The organism is Paenibacillus sp. FSL E2-8871 (assembly GCF_038000345.1).
Classification (GTDB): Bacteria; Bacillota; Bacilli; order Paenibacillales; family Paenibacillaceae; genus Paenibacillus_AQ.
The window spans coordinates 3,634,446-3,656,647 of sequence record NZ_JBBOBV010000001.1; the positions used below are offsets into that span (position 1 = coordinate 3,634,446).

The 22,202-nt window shown below is 44.8% G+C and carries 13 protein-coding genes and 1 riboswitch; of the genes, 3 read left to right on the forward strand and 10 right to left on the reverse strand.

Annotation, left to right across the window (positions count from 1 at the left end):
* Nucleotides 1-88 precede the first annotated feature (88 nt).
* Entirely contained in the window at nt 89-1,105 is a 1,017-nt protein-coding gene (locus NYE25_RS16515; RefSeq protein WP_341146403.1) for a LacI family DNA-binding transcriptional regulator, read from the forward strand.
* Nucleotides 1,106-1,219: 114 nt separating this feature from the next.
* Here the strand turns inward: NYE25_RS16515 and NYE25_RS16520 are convergent, their stop codons facing one another.
* The 4 genes from NYE25_RS16520 to NYE25_RS16535 all read right to left on the reverse strand — a co-directional run bounded on the left by NYE25_RS16520 (nt 1,220) and on the right by NYE25_RS16535 (nt 12,922).
* Entirely contained in the window at nt 1,220-8,740 is a 7,521-nt protein-coding gene (locus NYE25_RS16520) for an S-layer homology domain-containing protein (protein ID WP_341146404.1), read from the reverse strand.
* Nucleotides 8,741-9,192: 452 nt separating this feature from the next.
* On the reverse strand, nt 9,193-10,203 hold the full coding sequence (locus NYE25_RS16525; RefSeq protein ID WP_341146405.1) for a ketoacyl-ACP synthase III: 1,011 nt from the start codon (nt 10,201-10,203) through the stop codon (nt 9,193-9,195).
* A 136-nt stretch (nt 10,204-10,339) separates the two neighbouring features.
* Nucleotides 10,340-11,053 (reverse strand): hypothetical protein, encoded by a 714-nt coding sequence (locus NYE25_RS16530; RefSeq protein ID WP_341146406.1) that lies wholly within the window; start codon nt 11,051-11,053, stop codon nt 10,340-10,342.
* A gap of 471 nt (nt 11,054-11,524) precedes the next feature.
* The gene (locus tag NYE25_RS16535) at nt 11,525-12,922 is read right to left on the reverse strand and encodes an MATE family efflux transporter (RefSeq protein WP_341051746.1); all 1,398 of its coding nucleotides are present in this window, start codon (nt 12,920-12,922) and stop codon (nt 11,525-11,527) included.
* Nucleotides 12,923-13,082: 160 nt separating this feature from the next.
* Between NYE25_RS16535 and NYE25_RS16540 the strand changes: the two genes are divergently transcribed.
* A complete protein-coding gene (locus tag NYE25_RS16540; protein ID WP_341146407.1) occupies nt 13,083-13,964 on the forward strand; it encodes a helix-turn-helix transcriptional regulator in 882 nt (293 codons plus the stop codon).
* Nucleotides 13,965-14,202: 238 nt separating this feature from the next.
* Nucleotides 14,203-16,131: an exosporium glycoprotein BclB-related protein gene (locus NYE25_RS16545; protein WP_341146408.1), complete on the forward strand. Its 1,929-nt coding sequence runs from the start codon at nt 14,203-14,205 to the stop codon at nt 16,129-16,131.
* A 140-nt stretch (nt 16,132-16,271) separates the two neighbouring features.
* On the opposite strand, the gene NYE25_RS16550 is transcribed toward NYE25_RS16545, so the two are convergent.
* The 6 genes from NYE25_RS16550 to NYE25_RS16575 all read right to left on the reverse strand — a co-directional run bounded on the left by NYE25_RS16550 (nt 16,272) and on the right by NYE25_RS16575 (nt 22,121).
* The gene (locus NYE25_RS16550; protein ID WP_341146409.1) at nt 16,272-17,384 is read right to left on the reverse strand and encodes a cysteine desulfurase family protein; all 1,113 of its coding nucleotides are present in this window, start codon (nt 17,382-17,384) and stop codon (nt 16,272-16,274) included.
* A gap of 51 nt (nt 17,385-17,435) precedes the next feature.
* Nucleotides 17,436-18,473, reverse strand: a complete 1,038-nt coding sequence (mnmH, locus tag NYE25_RS16555; RefSeq protein ID WP_341146410.1) for a tRNA 2-selenouridine(34) synthase MnmH — start codon at nt 18,471-18,473, stop codon at nt 17,436-17,438.
* 57 nt (nt 18,474-18,530) lie between these two features.
* The gene (gene selD / locus NYE25_RS16560) at nt 18,531-19,589 is read right to left on the reverse strand and encodes a selenide, water dikinase SelD (protein WP_341053418.1); all 1,059 of its coding nucleotides are present in this window, start codon (nt 19,587-19,589) and stop codon (nt 18,531-18,533) included.
* Between the two features lie 156 nt (nt 19,590-19,745).
* Nucleotides 19,746-20,555 (reverse strand): alpha/beta fold hydrolase, encoded by an 810-nt coding sequence (locus NYE25_RS16565; RefSeq protein ID WP_076300380.1) that lies wholly within the window; start codon nt 20,553-20,555, stop codon nt 19,746-19,748.
* 106 nt (nt 20,556-20,661) lie between these two features.
* Nucleotides 20,662-20,846: riboswitch (cyclic di-AMP (ydaO/yuaA leader) on the reverse strand.
* Between the two features lie 221 nt (nt 20,847-21,067).
* Entirely contained in the window at nt 21,068-21,241 is a 174-nt protein-coding gene (locus tag NYE25_RS16570) for a hypothetical protein (RefSeq protein ID WP_170880375.1), read from the reverse strand.
* 85 nt (nt 21,242-21,326) lie between these two features.
* Nucleotides 21,327-22,121: a Nif3-like dinuclear metal center hexameric protein gene (locus NYE25_RS16575; protein ID WP_341146411.1), complete on the reverse strand. Its 795-nt coding sequence runs from the start codon at nt 22,119-22,121 to the stop codon at nt 21,327-21,329.
* Between the last annotated feature and the right edge of the window lie 81 nt (nt 22,122-22,202).

Consider the following 22,202-nt stretch of genomic DNA (forward strand, 5'->3'; position numbering starts at 1 on the left):
TCCATTCAAAAAAACTCATAAATAACCGCTCTACTACAGTCTTTCCCCCATATTCCAACTATTAAGCGGAGGGTGGCTTATACTACATATGAATATCAAAATGATTGCCGAAATGGCAGGCGTTTCTGTCTCGACCGTTTCGAAAATTATGAATAATTACAGCGATGTTTCGGAAAAGACCAAGAAAAGAGTCCTGGAGATCATCGAGCAAACTGGATATTCACCATCCAACTCCGCCAAGACACTTGCAACCAAAAAATCGAATCTGATCGGTGTGATTTTTGCGGGTGAGCTTAATGTAGAATTTACGCACCCTTTTTTCGTTGAGGTATTAAACTCCTTCAAGAAACAGATGGGTGTTCTGGGATACGATCTCATCTTCTTTTCAAACGAAAAATTTATTAGCAGCGGAGATTACTTCGCGCGCGCTGTTCATTTTAATGTGGATGGCTGTGTCATTATATCTGGACAGAAGATGGAGCCAACGATCCACGATCTGGACATGAGCAGTATCCCTTGTATCGGGGTAGATCTCGAACTAAAAGGGAAGAAGTCAGGCTTTGTTATGTCAGATAACTTCCAAATATCCTCTAAGGTCGTAGAGCATTTTTACCTTCTTGGTTATAGGGAGCTTGGTTTTATAGGAAGTGCCGCGGATTCAGAAATATCCAATCTACGGGAAGCAGGATATACCAAAGCTATCGAAAGTTTCGGTCTCCCTTTGAACCGGCTTTGGTTTGTACATGGCGACGATTTCTTTGAGACTAGCGGGTATACGGCTATGCAACAATTAATTCAAAGCGGCAGTTTACCAAAGGCCATTTTTGCTGCCTCTGATTTATTGGCTTTAGGAGCCATCCGTGCATTAAAAGAACATGACCTCCGGGTCCCTGAGGATATCGCCATCATCGGCTGTGATGACATCGAAGCCTGCAAATATACTACACCAAGACTGTCTACCATCCGTCAGAACAAACAACGACTTGGTATCCTCGCTGCCCATATGCTCTATGACTTGATTAACAATCAGTCAGGTGGCGGTTCATTTGTTGTGGAGCCTGTACTTATTGTGCGCGAGTCCTGCGGAAGCCAATTGAAATCTTAAGGTATAACATAAATAAATCCCCTCAAAGTTTACAACGTCTCAGACCTCGATAAGATGTCTAAGGCATTGTCTAACTTGAGGGGATTTTTCATGTAGGGAACTTACAATTTCATTTTAGAATTTCGCAAGTAGATTTGAAATACTCTGAGCTGCCTCGGCACGGGTTGTCATCGATTGCGGAAGGAAGTTACCATCCTGATGACCCGTCAGAAGCTTAGCTTCTAGCGCACCTTGTACATAGGTTACTGCCCAAGGACTAACTTTAGAGCTGTCATTAGTCGCATGGAATGAGCTTGCTTCCGGCTTAACGCCCGTACGATATGCATAGGCTCTTACCAGCATAGCTGCCATTTCCTCGCGGGTAATCTGTTGATTCGGGTTAAAACGATCCTCGGATACGCCTTGAATAATACCTGCTTCAAAGGTTGCATTGACCGCCTCTTCGTACCACGATCCAGCAACTACATCTTGGAATGAAGTCGGACGACTCGCAGTTAAGGAAAGCGCTCTGCTGAGGAGAGCTGCATATTCTGCTCTTGTGATGGAACCCGATGGGTTAAACATAGAGTCAGATTGTCCCTTCACAATTTGTTTAGCAGATAGTTCCTGAATAGTCTTGTATGCCCAGTGACTTTCAGGTACATCTCGATAGCTGTTTTGGAACGAAAGAACAACGTATTGGCTAAAATGATTCAAATCTACGGTAAGACTGGTTTTGGACGGATTCATCGTCCCCCCTAGATAGGTAAAGCTGCCATTTTCCTCAATACGATAAATACCCGCTAGAGCTGGATTGGTTCCATTTAGAATCGGTAGTGTTATCTTCACGGGTACTGGGAATTGCTTCAGTGAATATTTATTACCAGACTCATCTGACATGATTAATGAGAAGTCCATGATGTCACTAACCCGTGAATACGGTGTAGTTATTGTAAGTTGATTCGATTGAATGGCTTCCATCTTCAAAAGTATTGTTGCTGTCTTCGCAGTTGATGGCAGAAGCTTACGAAGCTCGTTCAATACTTTGGAGGACATAATGGCACGAACCCCATTCACTTGAATCTCTAGATCCCTATTGCCGATCTGATCGAGTTGATCGATCGGAATCATAACTTGATTCTTATCCGCTTGAAGCTGCAAGATGATGTTTCCTTCAGCACTCTTCGTTAAGAGTTCATCTGGGATAACAACCGCCCCTGCAGGCAGCTCCGGCTTCACCACCACTGGCGGCGTAACGCTTGATCCTGGGTTCCCCCCACCCGTTGATGGTGTTGTCGAGGTATCATTTTCGCGCATAACAGCAATAGTGTAAATCTGTTTGGTTCCATCTTGAGCTGTCACAGTTACGGTGATCATATTAGTGCCGACTTGTAAATCTCCACTGCCTGTTATCGATACACTAGCCATAGGATCCGCTGCTGTATAGGTTACTTGCGTAACGGTTGTCGAGTAAGGTACAGTCAGTTCGTAGTTGTATTGCCCAGAGGCAAATTCACGAATCGTAGTTCCATTAACGCGAAGATCTACCAGATCTGCATTGCTTGAAGACTCCGCTTCAGGCTGACGCGTAATGATAATCGTATAAATATTTTGTAATCCGTCTTGAGCTGTCACGGTAACCTTCACGACGTTCCTACCAACCTCAAGGGCTCCACTACTCGTAATCTTAACTACGCTAGTCGGATCGTATGCCGTATAGGTAATATCCGTTACCGACGTACTATAGGGAACCGTTACGTTATAGTTCAACGTACTAGGTGCAAAAGCTGGTAGAGTTTCCCCATTCATTCGTAGATCGGACAGCAGAATTTGGTTAGGTAAGGATTCTGACTCACGGATGACGATAATGGTATACACATTCGAGCTGCCGTCTGGAACTTGGACATGCGCTTCCACCAGATTCTCGCCTACTTGCAGAGATTTACCACCTATGACATGAACGCTTAGTAAAGGATCTGCTACCTTATAAGTGACCTCTGCGACCGAAACATTATTCGGTACACGAATCGCATAGTTCATTTGATCCGGTGTGAAGCCGATCAACGATTGACCGTTTACCTGAAGATCTACTAGTGTTGCCTGAGAGATCTGTACTTCTTTAGTTGCAGTGGTCAAATTCGGCATCGTTTCATGCCCTTTCGCATCTGCAATCATCGCTTGCGTAATTTGTACAGCAGTAGCCTTTTCTTGTGGTGATACTCGTAGCTTAAGAATCGGAGCATCTGCTTGAATGCCATTCGTTGAGGTTAGAATGATTCTTGTCATTCCATTAACCGTCTCTTTGCGCACAATCTTAACGCCAGGTTGAGCCGGTTCAATCGATGAGAAGATGAGACTGCTGGAGTCTACATTCATATCGATGGCTGTCACATCTGAAGTCGCATTGTTGATTGATACTTCATAACCGTTAACCTTTTGTGTAGCAGCATCAACTAATTTTGTGAATCGCAAGTCCGCAGCACCCGATTGTTTCTGTTCGGTTTGAGGTATGAACATACCGTCAATGACATGAGAATCTCCAATGGATGGGTTCAGGCCAAGTGCAGTTAGAACTGTTGCAGCCAAGTCTCTTGTATTCCCACCTTGCAATAATTTTTCCTTCCCGTCTTCGGTGGCTACTGTTCTACCATTCGCCGCGAAGAAGATTGTGGTGGCAAGGGGCTCATCTTGCCCATGACTTGTTGCCATGCCCAAAGTTCCGTCTGCATTCTCTTTACCCCCACCATGGTCAGGCAGCATGAGGATGAGCGTGTCTTCCAACAAATGATTGTTCTTTAAAGCATCATAGATGGTCTGGATGTTCTTATCCGTCTTCTTTATTTGCTCATAATACGACTTCGTATAGAATCCATCACCATGGCCCGCCCCATCCATATCATCCAATTGGAAGAAAATTAACGAGGTATCTTTCGCTTTGCCGCTAGCTGCGTATTGCGTGAACGCCGCTACATCAGCTTCATCTCCTAGGGAATAACCTTCGACACCAACAGAAGGTTCAATATGCCCCTGAACAATGTTGCTCCAGGTGGAGAATACCGTTTGTTTAGTAGCAGGCAATGCCTCCCTAATTTTTTTGAATACCGTTGGGTAGTCCCATGATTCACTGTATGTGTAGGCTGCGGTATCGTCATTATATAGACCATGCTTTTCATAACCAACACCATTAATCATCGAACCCCAGTTTGGGGATGAGCTGGAAGGTAAAGTAGTTTTAGCCGTATAGCTAATAGCTCCATGCTCGATAATGTTCCGAATGGCTGGAATTTGCAGGCGATCGCCTACCTTTTCTTTCTTGGAGCTAGGCGTCTCCCAATAAGGAGCATCCTTGGAGACCGCTACACCCCCACCATCAATCCCGATGACAACTACACGTTTATAGGGCTGGTATTGGGCTTGGGCTGCCATATCTGCCAGCTCTTCATCCGAAATGCCTTTCGCAAGTGCAAGGTCACCTATCGTAACATAACCATCTGCATTAAGATCTTCGGAAGCTTTAGAATGGATCTGAATAACGGCAGGCGCCGATTCAAATGCCTTAATCGTTAGTTTTGTTGATCCAGTATAGAAATCCGCATGCTTAACTTCAATGATGCCTTGGCCGGAAGCACCAAGCGTATTGAATTTGAGCTCCGAGATTCTGGACTTTGCATACTCCAGCGGATTCTCGATGTTATAGACATTACCTCCTGGCAGTTCTAGTCTAACGATACCAGGGGTCGAAGCGTCTGTCTTCGTTGCGCGAGATGCGCTGACAAATTCGAACTGTTCTGGATCATAGGCTATCTCAACGACAGCTTTGTCCACTTTAGTCGTCATATCAGGTGTACGCAAATCTAGATTATATCGGAATTGCGTACCTTGAACCGTGTGCTTAGCTCCAATCAGATTTAATGAACCTGAAAAATCCTCAATGGAAGCAAGCGGTGGAGCACTGTTATACATATTAGAAACTTCCTGCGCGGTTAATGTTCTTCCATACATATGAAGCTCATCAAGCTGTACTTGCAGCGCATTGCTGTAATTGCCTGTACCATCATTTCCGATAATGGTTGACAATCCTGTATCCAGCGTACCCGTTCGACCTGCAATGGTCATGGTACTTGCTATACCCTGATAGTTCGTGCCATTAACTTTGGTCACATTTACAGGAACACCATCTTTATAAAAATCAACTCGCCCTGAAGCACGATCATGCGATATGGCGATATGATGCCAGGTGCCGTCTACAACATTTGGAATTTGGGCATCTGCACGCGATTCGCCGGATGTATTAAAGTTCCATTGGAGTGCACTTCCCTTCAGCGCTAAGGCATAACCTACATTTGCACCGGAATCCCAATTTTTGTTGGATAGAATCGCAGGGTCTCCTGAGACAGAAGGCGATTTAACCCAAAATGCGAACGAGAAGTTCTTGTCCTTGCCGAATTGCAGACTTGTTGACTTGCCAAGATCAACATATTGCAGCGCTGAGCTCTTGGAATCGATACTCAAGGCTTGTCCGACGCGACCTTTCACGAACTGTGGATCTTTAACCGGTGTTGCCGGTATAGCATTTACAGATTGATCCTCCAAAGTATTCTCGAAGGACATCTGTAGAAGTGTATCCGCAGAGAGCACTGAGCTACCAGTAAAATCGATTTCACTCATACTGGTGAATAAAGCGGTTGGGTTATAGGTGCTCGTGACAACAAATTTCACATATCTACCTTGTATCGCTTTATCCAGAATATTGAAGTCTTGATAGCTCGTGCCTTTCCAGGTTTTCTGGAATATGCCGATCGCTTTATTCGCCGGATTGCTCAGGTACGCCGGATCGGTCAAATCCGATAATTGATCCGAGGCGTAGAGTTCAAAATCCTTTGGAAATTCCAGAGCCGTCTGACTTAAGCGGCTAGTGCGCCCAATACCAGTTAAGTTCTTACTGCCCTTCATGTCGATTATCACCCAATGTGGAAATGAAGCGACAGGCTCCTGCCATTTTGAATGCCAAATCGTAGCCGTATCGTTATCTAGGATGTTCGCAGCATTGGCATTTTCATTGTCCGCATAAGAACTAAAGGAGTTGATAGTGAATGCGTTCTTAGGAATAAAGGAATATATTGCTGCCTGTTGTATTTTTTTATAGACCCACTGAAGCTCGACATAAGCAAGGTCAATTTCGGTTGGGCTATTTCTTGCCGTCAGTTGTCTGGCTTTCTGAAGTTGGTTCGCAAGCTCGTCCAGCTGGTCTTTCGGGTAAGATACACCACTGACTTTATCGCTGTTCTTTTGGAAGAATGCAGCGTCATGAATTAATGTGGTGAGCTGTTCAAAGGTAAAGAGCTGAACACCCTTATAGGAATCCGACAATACTTTGTTTTCCGTGGCTGTGAGCGATCTCTTCCAGATTCTCAGATCATCTATGGTAATCGTTGCTCCACCATTTCCTTTGTTTCCATCCACACCAATCAGCGTGTTAAAGGTTGTATCTACACTTTGATTACCAAGCGAGGCAATACTCCCCGATGCCTTCTCCGTCCCATCTACATAAACTTTTGCTAAGTTGCTTGTTCTGTCCGCTGTAATGGTAAAGAGATGCCACTCCGTTCCTACACTTGATGCTGTAATATCCGCTCTTTTCGTTCCATCACTAATATTTAAGGTCATACCATTGGTGGAGGCAGGTCCAATATACCAACCTAGATTACCGCCACTATTCCAGTTTTTATTGGAAAGGATAGTCTGATCCCCGGAAAGATTGCCTTTGTGCCAGAAAGACACGGTGAAGCTTCCTGCTCCGAATTTCAAATCATCACGTTTGCCCAAATCAATATAATTACTATTACCCGCTGCAATGAGCGCAGCTTTATTGGATTTACCATCGACATACGTTACATTGCCTGCTAGACTTGCAAGCCCTGTCACGTCTTTAGCTTCATCGGATAGGTTACCATCCAATCTCATATCGACCACTAGATCCTTCCACATGGTCGATGGATCAATTGGCGTCAGTTCAGGTGCTTCATTGCCGGCTGTGAACGATTGCTCTAGCGTTGCAGAGCGATTCCCGTAGGCATCAACAGCTGTCACTTGAACAATGTATGAAGTTTGAGGTGCAAGTCCTTCGAGTGGAATATTCATTGCATTCGGAACCGGGGAAAAGTAATAGTCAGAGAATACATTCACAGATTTGCTGCTAACTCCAGACCTTTTATCGATAACATTGATTTCATAATGATGCATAGATTGATCATCTTTCGCTTGCTTAAAGGAAAGTAAAGGTACCGTATCCTGATTCGTTATGTCGAGTTCACTATTGAATACAGGAGCAACCTTATTACGGTTAGCTGTAGTGTACTTGAAATTGCTCTTAATTGCTTCATTCGTCGAGCCTTTTAGCTGAATGACCCACTTGTCTCCAGCAACTGTACCCGCACTGTTGAATGGAGGCTGCGGCTCAGCCGTCCATTTACCGTCTGTGTAGATATCTCCAGGATCTGCGTTAAACGCAATCCGATCCACCTCAACCCGATCCGCATATACCTCAACGAAGTCGGCCTGACTGACAGGAAATTCAAAACGTCCTTCAAGTCCCTTCTTAGTCACTTGGGAGTAACCGCGATCGGATTCAATGTAAGACATGGAGCCAAGGTTAACTGAAGTGAAATCCTTCTGGTAAATGGAGCGATCATCACTAATATTCAGATGGGAATGTCCGGAGAAGGTAATCACTTGAGGATAGTCTTTGAGATCCGTATAAAGATTAGGATTCGATGCCTGTTGCCCATCCATTACCGTATTCGATATAGGTTGGTGCACATTCACGAAGATGGGGGTATTCTGATTCTTCGGATCAGCTGTAAGTTCTGCAAGTCTACCCTTTAGCCAATTACGCTGACCTGTATCTGAGTTGTAGTTGTTCCCGTTTAAAAATAAGAAATGATAGCCACCGATTTCAGATTCATAATAGCCATTCGGCTGGCTTGTGAACCAGTCCGTGGGATAATGTTCGTTGACTTTAGCAACGGTGGAATCGTGGTTACCTATAGCCATTCGGATCTGGGTGTTATTCCACTGCTTTCTAGCTAAATTTTGTTCAAAAATTTCGCGAACCATCACATGGTCATTAGGCTTGTCGTTCCCATTATCATTAATCATATCGCCAACGACGAGTATCGCATCCGGGTTCGGGAAAATCGACCCTATCGTATCAAAGAATTGGGTATAACGTGCATCTGCTGAAGCATGTGAGCCCACATGTACGTCTGACATCGCTACAAACTGGAGCAATGGCTTTTCTTTGGTCTTGATGATATAAGAGAAGGTTACTCCTTTACTTGCCACACCATTTTTGATCGCAATGGCTGACAAATTCGTTGTTTTGGAGATCGAGATCGGCCCGTTATATTTCAAACTATGAACATCCGGAAGCGTGCCGTCGAGTGTATAGTAAATGTCAGCATTCTGCGTTGCAGTTGTGAGGTGGATCGTCTGTGCTTCTTCATATCGGCCGGTGGGTACAGAAGTCGTTGGTCGATCTACAGATAGAATCTCAGATTCTTCAGCTGCAAACACAGGGGTGATATTCGGCATCGTAGAACAAATCACTGTGAGTGCCAGTAATAATGCAACAAATTTCCTACCTTTTCTGAACAAAATCATCTCTCCCAAGCATTATTTTATAGTTTTGAATCCCATGAAAACTCTCCATCAACAGATGAGCTAGCTACCCTTATCTCGGATATATTCGATAACTCCTCCTTTCTTCATCCCATTCAACCCATACTTTTTTTGGGTAGACTGGAGTCTGCTGTGTATATTGTAGGTATGGTTTATTTGCCTAGCATTAAATATCTGTAAAATTCAAAAGATGCATCCTAAGACTGTGATATGGGTCAAAACGCCTAACTCAATCCCAAAAGATGCCTAATAAATGAATAACATCTGCACATCATTAGCCGAATATGATCACAACAGTAGCCTAATACATGCATAATATATGCCAAAAAAATACTTTTAGTAATGAAACAAAAACGACCATCCCTCGGAAAAATACCGAGAAATGGTCGTTGCTTTAACAATGTTTTATTATTTATGTTTACCTGAACTCACAATAAAGTCGGCTCCCCTGCTTGCTCATCCAAGTTCAGCTCTACCAGTTGACCGGCCTGCGTCAGCCCCGCACCAAAGCCATACATCAGAATCTTGTGCCCGTTCTTTACTTTGCCTTCACGAATGCCCAAATCAAGAGCTAAGGGAATTGTTGCGGCAGAAGTATTGCCAAAATTCACAAGACTATGCAGCACTTGCTCCATCGGATAGTTCATACGCTCGCAAATCGGCTCAATCATTCTCATATTTGCGCTGTGTGGAATAAACCAATCGACTTGCTCCAGACCCACTTCTGCTTTTTCAAGCAGCTGCTGTACACCGAGAGGAACGGTTCTGACCGCCCAACGAAATACCTCGCGTCCGTTCTGTACGAGCATCTGTGTATCTACCAGTTCAATATTATTCACCGTATGGGCTAGACCCGTGCGATACACATGATGCGCGCCGCTGCCATCACTAGCTAGCTGAAAGCCTAAAAATCCCGTCGATTGCTTATCACTCTCCACAAGCACTGCACCGGCCCCATCACCAAAAAGGATACATGTACTGCGATCAGTATAATCTGTAATCTTGGAGATCGTATCCGCACCAATCACTAGAACCTTACGGTGCATCCCTGAAGCAACATAGCTATGAGCTGTATGAAGTGCATATACAAAACCCGCACAGGCTGCGCTCAAATCTATAGCTCCTGCAGTCTGCGGAATATTTAAGCGGTCTTGAATCAAAGAAGCTACTGAGGGAAAGGAAAAATCAGGTGTACTAGTAGCTACAAGGACCATATCCACATCCTCAACGTTTTTTCCATAACGTTTCATTAGATCCTGTACTGCCGATACACATAAATCACTTGTGTATTCATCCTGCCGACTAATTCTGCGTTCACGAATTCCAGTCCGCCCCACAATCCACTCATTATCAGTATCCACCATCTGCTCAAGATCGGCATTCGTCAGTCTTTTTTCCGGGACATAAGTTCCGATAGCTGTAATTTTTGCACCTGTCATTCCAATCACCTCTTCATTTAGTATCTGATATTAGTACTTGGTACTAATTATAACTCTACACCTGCTATAAAGTAAAGAAAGCCGGTAAAGCAGCATGGCTTCCCGGCACTCACTATCAATACATATCTCGAACCACTTAAGCACGATTTACTTTACGGTATTTTCTTTTTCTAACGAAAAATAGAATCGCAGCAATGATCACCACCACTAGGATGATTAACACAATCACTATATTCCATACATTTGGCACATAAAGCTGCATTTTGATCGGCTCCGTATCCCCCAGAGTAACATTCCAGGTAAGTGTTCTGCCTTCATCAACAACTGCATTATTATCACCAATTAGATCTATTGGCAACGTTAGTTTAAAATCAAATGCCAAGTTTTTCAGCACCGCCCGAATAATCGGCTTTGATAAACTCAATGTCCCCATGTTATCCATAATGGTATCCATATAACTATTAAATTGAGGCTGTGCCTCAACATCATACGTGGTATATAACAAATTCTTTTTAGTAACGAGCTGTAGATCCACAATATCCAGCCCCATAGAGGTTGATCCTATATCCTCAAATGAAGCATAATTTTTCTGAATTTCATAGACTGTAGACTTACCTTCTTGTCGTTTTTCTAGCTGAATCCCTTCCTCCTTCAATTTGTCTGTCAGACTCTTCTCCATTTTATCGTTGATCAATGCTTCTGTTCGGGAATCCAATTTCACATTCATTGCTAAATCTACGCTTTGATTCTTATTCACCGTGACGTGAACGGTACCATTAGAACATCCCGATATTAGTATCATCATTAAGAGCAGTGTTAGGATCGTCAAGCCTCTCCATTTTAACGGCATTTTCCTCAAACCCTTCAGTAGTATGTATTCATAAAACAGGTACCCATGCTCTAAAGGCTAACTCATTTATATCATAGAATCAAATTCTATATGAATGAATAATCAAATTTCAGAACCATCAAACTTAAATTTTATACTCGCACAAAAAAGAGGCTAACCCTTAAGTAATTATTTACTCATGGGTAGCCTCTCTCCAAAAACATCACCCAACATCCACAGCTCGGTGAGCGATTGCGCAGCAGATGGGGATTGGTGCTTGGCGCACTTAGGGTGCTCAGTGGTGCTTGGAATGCTTGATGCTTGTTGTCGCTCGATGTTACAAGCAGTTCTCAAACTTTCTATTGGACTCCAGAGTCGCTATTTTCGAAAAAACGGCTCTTTTGGGCAACTATCGGACCCCAGAGACACTATTGGTGCAAAAAGACATCATTACACTCCATTGCCCACCATGGTCGGCTTATAGAGTCCCGCTCATATAGTTAACGAAGTACTCCTTTTCCCGGCTCCATGTAGTGAGGCATTCCCTTCACTCAAACCGATATCCGCCTGACGGATAACTTTCCTCCCTCTCCAGCGCATTAGAACAAGCATCCCCCGCACAAATTCATCAGCAATCATACAGCAGTAGATCCCTGTGAGCCCCCAGCCTAAGCTGATTCCAAACCAGTAAGAACATCCCACTCCAATAATGGACATAGACACGATGGAAGTATACATCGTATAACGGGTATCGCCGATGGCGTTCAGCGCATTACCCATGCCCATATTCAGCATTTTGCAAGGTTGCAGTAGGAGATTTAGGGCCAGTAGGGAAATCCCAATCGCAATAATCCGCGAGTCGGAAGTAAAATAACCTAGTAGATTCCTGCCGAAAAGAAATAGCAGTAACATGTTCGCTGATACAATAGCCAAGCCGATATACAGCGTGCGATATGCACTACGATAAGCCTCTTTCAGCTTCCCTGCCCCGAACAAATGCGCGATCTGTATCTGTCCAGCCAGCGCGATTGCATACCCTAACGTGAAGCAAAAGGACTCTAAGGTGTTGAGATATGTCCGTGCGGCTAACGCTTCAGCCCCCAGTGCGGCTAGAAAGGAATAGACAATCAACTGAGAGAACACCCAGCAGGAAGAATTAATCCCTAGAGGCCAAGCAATCCTTATAATTTCCTTGAATAGCTTACCGTTGAATATACGGAAGTCCCTAAGTCTAATCTTAATCTCGAAGGAACCTCTAAACATGGTATACAGCATGATCACACCGACCAGTCTACTGATAATACTTGAGATTGCGATTCCCGCAAGCCCTAGCTGTGGCAGACCGAACATCCCGAATATAAAAGTATAGTTCAGAATAATGTGAATGACATTTATGATGACCCCTGTGTACATTGGTCCTCTGGTGTTCCCTGTATTACGAATTGCTGTTCCAAGGGAAGCAATCATCCCCACCAAAAACAGACCTCCACCGACATACGAGATATAGATATTGGACAGTGATAATAGCTCAGGCGATATATTTAGAATCCCCGCTATTGGACCCGCATAGAAGAACAGGATGATACTCACGACAATACCAAGAATGAGACTAACCGATACGCCCATAATTGCAATCGTACGCGCTTCGCTGAAACGTTTTGAACCCATTCTTTGCGCGATCAGGATCCCCGCCCCGCCCGCAAAGGTGGTAAAAAGTGTGGTCAACGCACCGAACAATTGATTGGAAATGCCGACTACGGCGACTGCATCGTCTGAAATACGGCTGACCATGAGTGTATCTACCGTACCTAGCAGGGTCTGAAGAAACACCTCTATAAATATAGGCCAAGCCAATACCCATAGTCCAAAGCCCTGTCTTTCTTTTTTCACTAAATAAACCTCCCCTTAAACCAAACATGCATACTGGACCTAAGAAACTGCATATTTTTTCTTTAGGTCAGACTAAATTATAGATGATATACTTTTGGTGATGGTACAGATTTCAAACCAATAATTTCATTATTTCAACCTCATAAAAGGAGATCTCTCCATGAACATTATTAATTTTACCGTCCCGCCAATGCCCTATTATATCGTAAGTGGATTGCACACCTTCTCACCAGGGCATTACCACATGAGCCGCCACAATATCAAGGTTTTTGACTTACTTGTAGTCAAGCAGGGCTGCCTATATATGAATGAAGGAGGTCTCACCTTTCAGGTACGTGCAGGTCAGGCACTGCTTCTTCGTCCAGATAGCCATCATTTCAGTACGGACAGCTGCAAGGAACACACCTCTTATTATTGGCTGCATTTTCAGACAGTGGGCGATTGGAATATCTCCGAGGCTACGGCTACAGCACCAGAGACAGAACACACCAGAGTGGAGCATCCTCTTCATTCAGACGAATTTAATATACGCACTTTTACCTTACAGCTGCCCCAATATACCTCTCTGCTACAACCGTCCAAGATGGAAGAACTGCTCTCGCAGCTGAATCAACTAGCGCCTAATTCCCATTTGAGCGATACTCCATTTCAGCAGCAGCTGCTATTCCAAGAGGTTCTCCAGCAATTATCTGCCTCTCTGCGCCATGAGCGTCCCTCTCCCTCCAAAATATGTGCAGAGCAAGCTGCCTCCTATTTGCGCAGTCATTTCCGTGAGCGCATCACAGCACAGCAGCTAGGGGAGAACCTGAACTTTCATCCTGTATATATCGCTCGTTGCATGAAAAAGGAATACGGCTGTGCACCTATGGATTACCTGCTGTACTACCGAATTCAGCAGAGTAAACTATTGCTGATGCAGACCAGTTACACGATTGCCCGGATCGCCGAGGAGGTCGGCTTCAATCAAGCGCCTTACTTCAGCTCCAGCTTCGTCCGCATTGAGGGAACCACTCCGCGGGAATTCCGCCAGCGCTTCTCGTAGTCTCCCTTGAATGTAAAAAGGGTTAGCAATTATTAATAACGATACTACTTAACTACTCTATCAATAAGGCAAGCTACCGGTAATTTGCGGTGGCCTGCTTTTTTTGATAGAGATTCATCTAAAGCGAGTTTCAGAACGATTATTGTAACAACTTCAGCTTCTCTGAATATGCTGATTGGGCAGGTTCCCAATTTTTAAAGGTATGAAAAGGAGAAGCTCAAGGAGGAGATACAGAAGCATGTCAGATCATTATCATAGACCATTTAAAGGTGACGCTATCCTAAACAAACAAGGAAGAATAAGCAGTCCTGTTAGAAAAAGAGAGTGTGCTGCACTATTAAAAATAGTCACAGAGCTTGCTACAGTGGTACCTCCCGCACTTACGAATCCCACTACACTTCATATTTCCAATCTTCAAAGAGTGTTAAGAGAGCTCATGGAATTCTTGCATGAGGCTAGGATATGCAGCCCTTTTAGAACGGAGCTTCTTTCTGTAGTAGAAATAACCATTGTATCTACTGAGGTCAGTCCCTTCTCCGTCGTGAGCGTGGGTACTAATCTTCAACAGCTGTTAGCCGAGTTATTATCTTTTATCCTCGCCACGAAAATAGACTCTCATTGCAAAGATCAGTTGGTAATTCAAATCAGACATATTCAAGCTTCTATTTCACAAGCGCTCGGCTTACCTATTAAGGGTGCGACGGGGCCACAAGGTCCTCAGGGTCCTCAAGGAGCCACTGGTGCAGGGCTGCAAGGTATTGTAATCTTTAATCCAGCACAAAGCCCTTTTTATCCAGCGGGTCAAGTAGTAACCTTTAATGGCAGTACCTATATAGCTACTGTTGCTAGCCCCATAGGAATCCCAGGTAGTTCATCAGATTATTTACTAATTGCTGGTGGAGCAACAGGTGCGACTGGTCCGCAAGGACCTCAAGGGGCGCAGGGTCCTCAGGGTCCTCAAGGTCTTCAAGGTCTTCAAGGTCCTCAAGGTCCTCAAGGTCCTCAAGGAGAATATGGTGTTGGCGGGACAGGCGCGACGGGTGCGACTGGGGCGCAAGGTATACAGGGGCCTCCAGGTCCTGGAGCAGGGGCAACTGGAGCGACAGGCGCGACAGGTACTGCGGGGCTGGCTGGCGCAACGGGCGCGACAGGTACTGCTGGAATTGCTGGCGCGACGGGTGCGACAGGTACTGCCGGACTTGCTGGACCGACGGGCGCTACAGGAACTGCCGGACTTGCTGGACCGACGGGCGCTACAGGAACTGCCGGACTTGCTGGACCGACGGGCGCTACAGGAACTGCCGGACTTGCTGGACCGACAGGGGCTACGGGTACTGCCGGGCTTGCTGGTCCGACAGGGGCTACGGGTACTGCCGGGCTTGCTGGTCCGACAGGGGCTACGGGTACTGCCGGGCTTGTTGGACCGACGGGGGCTACGGGTACTGCCGGGCTTGCTGGTCCGACAGGGGCTACGGGTACTGCAGGGCTTCTTGGCCCGACGGGGGCTACGGGTACTGCCGGGCTTGCTGGTCCGACAGGGGCTACGGGTACTGCCGGGCTTGTTGGCCCGACGGGGGCTACGGGTACTGCCGGGCTTACTGGAGCTACGGGGGTTACCGGAGTTACAGGAGTTACTGGGGCAACCGGTGATGGCGCAATCATTCCGCTAGCATCTGGAGGACCTATTATTATGACCACGGTTTTAGGTGGTTTGGTTGGAACAACAAGCCTCATAGGCTTCGGAAATTCAGCTACTGGCATTTCTCTTGTTGGTGGAAATATTGATTTGACAGGTACTGTTCTTGGACCTCTTATCAACTTTGCCATGTCGGTTCCTCGTTCAGGAGTGATTACATCTATTGCTGCTTACTTCAGTAATACCATTGCTTTATCGCTTCTTGGTACTACGATAAATGTAACAGCGCAATTGTACCAATCGGCCACACCAAATAACACATTTACTCCTATTCCAGGCGCAATAGTACCACTTCCATCTATCACTGGTACTATTAATCTAGGAACTTTTGTCAGCGGAATTACGAATGGTATCAATTTCACTGTAACACCTCAGACACGCCTTCTTATGGTATTCTCAGCCACTGCTACAGGTCTTACCCTTGTAAATACAGTCACTGGTTATGCAAGTGCTGGCTTTACTATCGTATAATCACTAACACAAACAAAAGCATCTGCCCTCCCCACTAAAGGAGTAACAGATGCTTTTGTTATAATATTCGATTAAAATTTCTTGATCTTTCGATCCGGAGAGACGCTATTGAGCAAACTTAGCTATCCCTGGCAATCCACTCACAACAAATACTCTTTCAGCTTACCGATAACCTCATCGATCTCCGCTTTAGTCGTATATCGTCCCACACTAAAACGAACCGCTCCCTGCCCAATACATGCTGAGACATTCATTGCCTTTAGAACAGGTGAAATCAATGTTTCTCCAGAATGACAAGCTGAACCTGTTGAGGCAGCCACATCTTCCAGCGAAGCAATCACTTCGTGACCCACCGCTCCAAGAAAACTAACGTTAAGCGTGTTTGGCAATCGCTTATGTCTATGACCATTCAGGTGAATTCTGTCGCCAAATGCCTCCTGCAATCTATCGTAGAAATAATCCGCTACTTCTTTCACACGCTCTCTGGAAGCAGAGTCCGAAGCAAGCTCACAGGCTTTTCCTAATCCTATAATATAAGGGGTGTTTTCCGTTCCGGCACGTCTCCCCTGCTCATGACCCGCTCCGTGAATTAATGGCTCGATGTGAATGCCCTCTCGGATGTACAATGCTCCAATCCCTTTTGGCGCATATAATTTATGGCCTGCCAGCGTTAGAAAATCCACCCCTAACTCAGCCACATCAAGCTCTACTTTTCCAGCGGACTGCGAAGCATCGGTATGTACAAGGACACCCCGTTCATGGCAGACCTCGGCTATTTCTTTGATCGGCTGAATCGTGCCCGTTTCGTTGTTAGAGTGCATAATGGAAACTAGTATAGTTTGGTCTGTAAGGTGATTTTTCACATCATCTACCTGCACCATTCCATACGTGTCAACAGGTACATAAGTAATCGTGTAGCCCAACTGCTCCAGATACTGACACGGTTTAATTACCGCAGGATGCTCCACAGCAGACACAATAATGTGATTGCCTTTATGTCGATACGTTTGGGCGACGCCCTTGATGACGGTATTATTCGACTCGCTGCCCCCGCCTGTAAAAAGCACCTCACCCGGTGTACAATTCAGGAAATTAGCCACCTGTGTTCTTGCTCGCTCGATTCCGACTTTAGCTTCTTGTCCCAAAGAATGACTGCTTGAAGGATTGCCAAAATGACCATAAAGATAAGGAATCATAACCTCTGCTACTTCCTTATCTACAGGTGTTGTAGCGTTATAGTCTAAATAGATCATTTGTTAATCCGAGCCTCCTCTAAACCCCTCATACTTTACGATACATAAAGCTTATACCTTCTGATTACTTAAAAAAGAGATCACCGCAGCCTCAGCTTCATCCAAATTGTTCACCTTAAAGGTAACTCTCTCAATGCCTTCATACTGAGTAGACGTATAATCGTATTTAGGATCATAGTAGTATTCTAACAGCAGCGCAACAGCCTCTCCGAACATATCAGCTTGCAAGCAACGCTCGATTTCCGCCGCAATGGGGATATGAATTCGCGATTTGATACTTCGAAATGCTGAAATGCACTGTTCTTTATATTCTTCTGGTCGATAATCCTCAAGGATTTGCTGCACTCTGGCTTGTAGTGGCATCTCAATCCAAATCTGTGTTCCAATCTCTTTCTGCTCGGCCATGAATGGGGGCATTACGACCTTCCCAATCTTTTTGCTCTCCGCTTCAAACAGTACATAAGGAGCATCCCCAAGCTTAATTAATTCCTCCATAAGGAGACTATCGAACGTTTTTTGATTGTTTGCATGAAGTCCGATCTCGCCAAAGATAGAACCGCGGTGACCTGCCATTCCTTCCAAATCCAAAACAGGATAGCTCTGTGCCTTCAGGCGGTGCAGCAGATTTGTTTTACCTGTACCCGTATTTCCATGAATGACATAAGGCTTCGCCTTGAATTCATAGGACTCCAGTTCATCGAGTATCCATTTACGGTAAGCTTTATAGCCGCCAATCAATCGGTAAGCGTGAATATCCATTAAAGAAAGTACGGTCGCAGTTGTACGGCTGCGCATACCTCCCCTCCAGCAGAATACAGCCTTGTCCCCTTGAATCGCAACAAATTCTTTGACAAAGGAAGGTAGCTTCGCGGCAGCAATCTCCAAACCGCGTTCTTTCGCAGCCTGCACACTTGTCTGTTTATACAATGTACCTACTTCAGCTCGTTCCTCATCGTCAAAAAAAGGAATATTCAAGCTCTCTGGCAATGTCGAATCTTTATATTCAGAAGGAGATCGAACGTCGATAACGGTGATCTGCTTCTTATTCTTTAACACTCTTAGTTCTTCCAGTGTAATATCCTGAAACAATGCGCTCTCTCCTCTGGTGGCTAACTTCTTAGGTCGCCTCTAAGCTGAACTACAGCGTTATTGCGCAGCTATAACTACAATCTGACCCGGATGTTCTTCCGTTACCTCTCCGATCAATGCCGCTTCCACACCTGCATCTACTAACTCTTTTAGCAAATCCTCACTTTGTTCAGGAGCAACAGAAATCAGCAGTCCACCGGAAGTCACAGCATCACACAGAATATAACGGCTTAATTGGTCCATCTCTTCCGGATAAAGAATACTGCCCTCCAAATGGGCAAAGTTATTTTTAGTGCCGCCTGGAACAAAGCCCTGCTCCGCGAGCTCTCTTACTCTTGGCAGCATCGGTACATCGCCTTGACGAATAATCAGTCCGTGATTGCTCCCTTTTGCCATTTCCGAGGCATGTCCAAGCAACCCGAATCCGGTAACATCTGTACAAGCATGTACATCATAGGGCTCCATGATTTCTGCCGCTTTTTTATTCAGTGTAGACATGACTGTCGTAAGGCGTGTAGTTTCTTCTGGGGATAGCTGATCCTTTTTAATAGAAGTCGTTAAGATGCCCACACCGATAGGTTTAGTCAAAATCAGCTTGTCTCCTACCTGCGCACCTGCATTCGTTCTTACTTTGTCCGGATGCACAAGGCCCGTAACGGCCAATCCAAATTTAGGCTCTTTATCGTCGATGGAATGTCCGCCCACAAGCGTTGCTCCTGCTTCCTGCACTTTATCTGCTGCACCGCGCAAAATGTCACCGAGAATGCTTTTGTCCAAAACAGAAATAGGGAAGGCCACAATATTAAGCACTGTAAGCGGCTTGCCGCCCATAGCATAAATATCACTTAACGCATTAGCTGCTGCAATTTGCCCAAAGGAATAAGGGTCATCCACGATCGGCGTGAAAAAATCAACAGTTTGCACTAACGCAAGATCATCACTTAATCGATATACCCCAGCGTCATCACTGGTATCCAGACCTACAAGTAGATCCGGATTAGGAACGGTTGGTGGTAGACTGCGAATAACCTGCATGAGATCGGCGGGACCGATTTTGCAGCCGCAGCCCCCTTTTGAAGATAATGAGGTCAATTTTATGGTTTCGGCTTGAGACATCATGACTCAGCTCCTTTAGATAGTTAATCTCGAATATCTTTAATCTTACATCAGTAGACAGCATTGTACAAAATACAGACATACAGAAGAACGCCCCGTAGCCAGTACATACTCCCCGGCTATGGGACGCCCCTCATTTCTCACTTACCACTAAGATCAACTAATCTGCTGAGTTTCCTGCTGTTTCTCCAAAAACCGCTGAAGTATAGCATTAAATTTCTCCGGCTGACACAGATTACTAGGATCTAATGCGTTAGGGATGATCACTAACTGAGCATGTGGCAGCTGAGACACCATATCCTTCATACAATTAACTCCAAATTCACTAAAGTCACCTACAATACATAAGGCGGGACGCTTAAAAGACTTTAAGCATCTAGTGTAATCCACATGGCTCGTAGCCAGCCTTTGCCGATACAATTCCCGTGGACGTTTATCGAGAAGTCCTCTTCTAATCTCGTTATAAGCCAGATTCCAGCGTTCCCGGTACATCATACGAATCGAAGGCAGTACAAGCTCACTTGGAGCGTAATACATTAACCAACTACAATAAGCAGCCATAAGCTGGATTTTACCGATTATCGTTGACGCCTGACTTCTACAAAAGCTATCCGCGACAACAATCGCTTTTACTCGCTCTGGATATTGTTTCGCAATATGTTGAACGACGAGCCCCCCATAGGCACTCCCAACAAAAACAGCCTCACGAATACCCAAATCATTCAATAGCATAATTATATCTAGACATTGGGTTTCAATAATCTCATTTGGGGCCTGCAGTAGTTCACCTGATTTGCCATTCCCCCGTAAATCACACAGAATCACTTTATATTTATCAGAAAAATACTCCAATTGTGGCTTGAACATACTATGTGTTAATCCATGTCCATGGATAAACACAACCGGAGTCCCTGTTCCATTGATTTCGTAATAGAGCGAAGTTCCATTCAGTTTAGCAATAGGCAAAGTTAACACCTCTTTCATAGATAGGTTCTACAACTATATCTGCTTTTTAACGCAGCAAAAAACCACAGAGGGATTCTCTGTGGCTATTCATCATCAAATACGCCATTCATCCTCTCTCCATACGCTTACGAGGTTAGCTGTCGGATTCGGGCAGTGAGAGTTGCCCTACCTGCATGGATGCATTTATGCACCTGGAACAGGATTCACCCCATAACTAGTACCGATTGTTACACTGGTTCCCAGTTGTTGGTTCCCCCGCTTTCCTTAACGGAAATTAAGCGGACTTCTTATGTAATTGTCAGTTATGTGATGAATCATACTCCGTGTAAGGTTTCTTGTAAAGTTGAGCCGTGGGCAAAATAATGTTGAAAGCCATGCTTTTCATTTCATATTAAGCATACACTTCGTTTTCTCTTTCTTTTGCTCTTGTTTACTCAATATATCTAAAAAAAGCCGAGCGGCCATCAGAGATCAATCCCTGAACCACTCGGCTTCGTTATACAATCATATGGCTACAACAGATCGGCGTTTTTCAATGCATGCTCCCAGCTCGGAAAAAAGAACAGCGCACTTCTCATAAGATCAGGATCGCTTTGCTTCACTTGTTTTTTGCTGATCGAGCTTCCATCGGTTTGAAGCTTTTTGATACGACTTAACACTTCATCAGCCTCCAAAGGAATTTCCATTGAAACACTCCTTTCTCAGTGACCTGGTTTCCAATCATTTTCTCCATAATATGCAAATTTATTCTTCATTTCGGTTTATACGAAATTAAACCAGCTGATAGACCGGTTGTTCAGCAATAAAATAAGTAGGAATCATTGGGTATTTCTGTGCCAGAACTTCAGCTAAATATTTCATTCCTGGAGCTTCACTTTCCGCATGACCTAACATAATCAGCGCTTTTAATCTGCCTTGGTGGACAGCATCCCTCACATATTCTGGAGTTTCCCATTCGGGGCCCTCGCCAGCAATAATTAAATCAAGATTGTGCTGATTAAAAAGAGGAATAGCCATCGTCCCACCTCCTCTGTAACCTACTAATATCCCCACATGTCTGCATATCTGGGATAGGTCTCCGGCAGCACGTACATAGGAGATGCCTAGCTTTCTTTTTATATACAGAGCCGCTTCACTTACCGTCATAGCTGGAATCGATAGGATTGTAGCAGTGGATTGCTGCTCAACCACATAGGCTGACCATTCAAGCTCTCGTAGCAAGCCCACCATGATCCCATCCGGTTGATGCCGATGCCAATAATCATGATAACGAAAAATAGCCAGTTCAGAACGCTCAATCAAACTCCGTTTCGCGCGAGACACAGGGTCATCCTTTAACCACTTGCTCGTCTCATGATGACTGTAAAACACACCTTCATGTGTGATCAACAAATTGGCGTTCATAGCAATCGTTCGTTCCACAACATATTGCGTAGCGCAAAATGCCGTAACCATCCCTGTAATCACCATTTCTGGATTCCCCGGCTTAAGAGTATCCACAGTCCTATCTATCTGTTCCATAGCTCCTATTAAATCTTCCAGAATCGTTCTAATTGTCACGCTCACTTTAATCCGCCCTTTGAGATCTACTCTACTAATCTATCAACGTATAAATAACCCGCCCTTAATCGATATAAGGACGGGTTC

Excerpts from the sequence above, each read along its gene's own strand:
- NYE25_RS16525 (WP_341146405.1), bottom strand. The coding sequence starts at position 10,203 with ATGACAGGTGCAAAAATTACAGCTATCGGAACTTATGTCCCGGAAAAA.
- NYE25_RS16550 (WP_341146409.1), bottom strand. The coding sequence starts at position 17,384 with ATGATCTATTTAGACTATAACGCTACAACACCTGTAGATAAGGAAGTA.
- NYE25_RS16530 (WP_341146406.1), bottom strand. The coding sequence starts at position 11,053 with ATGCCGTTAAAATGGAGAGGCTTGACGATCCTAACACTGCTCTTAATG.
- NYE25_RS16515 (WP_341146403.1), top strand. The coding sequence starts at position 89 with ATGAATATCAAAATGATTGCCGAAATGGCAGGCGTTTCTGTCTCGACC.
- NYE25_RS16570 (WP_170880375.1), bottom strand. The coding sequence starts at position 21,241 with ATGGAAATTCCTTTGGAGGCTGATGAAGTGTTAAGTCGTATCAAAAAG.
- NYE25_RS16540 (WP_341146407.1), top strand. The coding sequence starts at position 13,083 with ATGAACATTATTAATTTTACCGTCCCGCCAATGCCCTATTATATCGTA.
- selD (WP_341053418.1), bottom strand. The coding sequence starts at position 19,589 with ATGTCTCAAGCCGAAACCATAAAATTGACCTCATTATCTTCAAAAGGG.
- NYE25_RS16545 (WP_341146408.1), top strand. The coding sequence starts at position 14,203 with ATGTCAGATCATTATCATAGACCATTTAAAGGTGACGCTATCCTAAAC.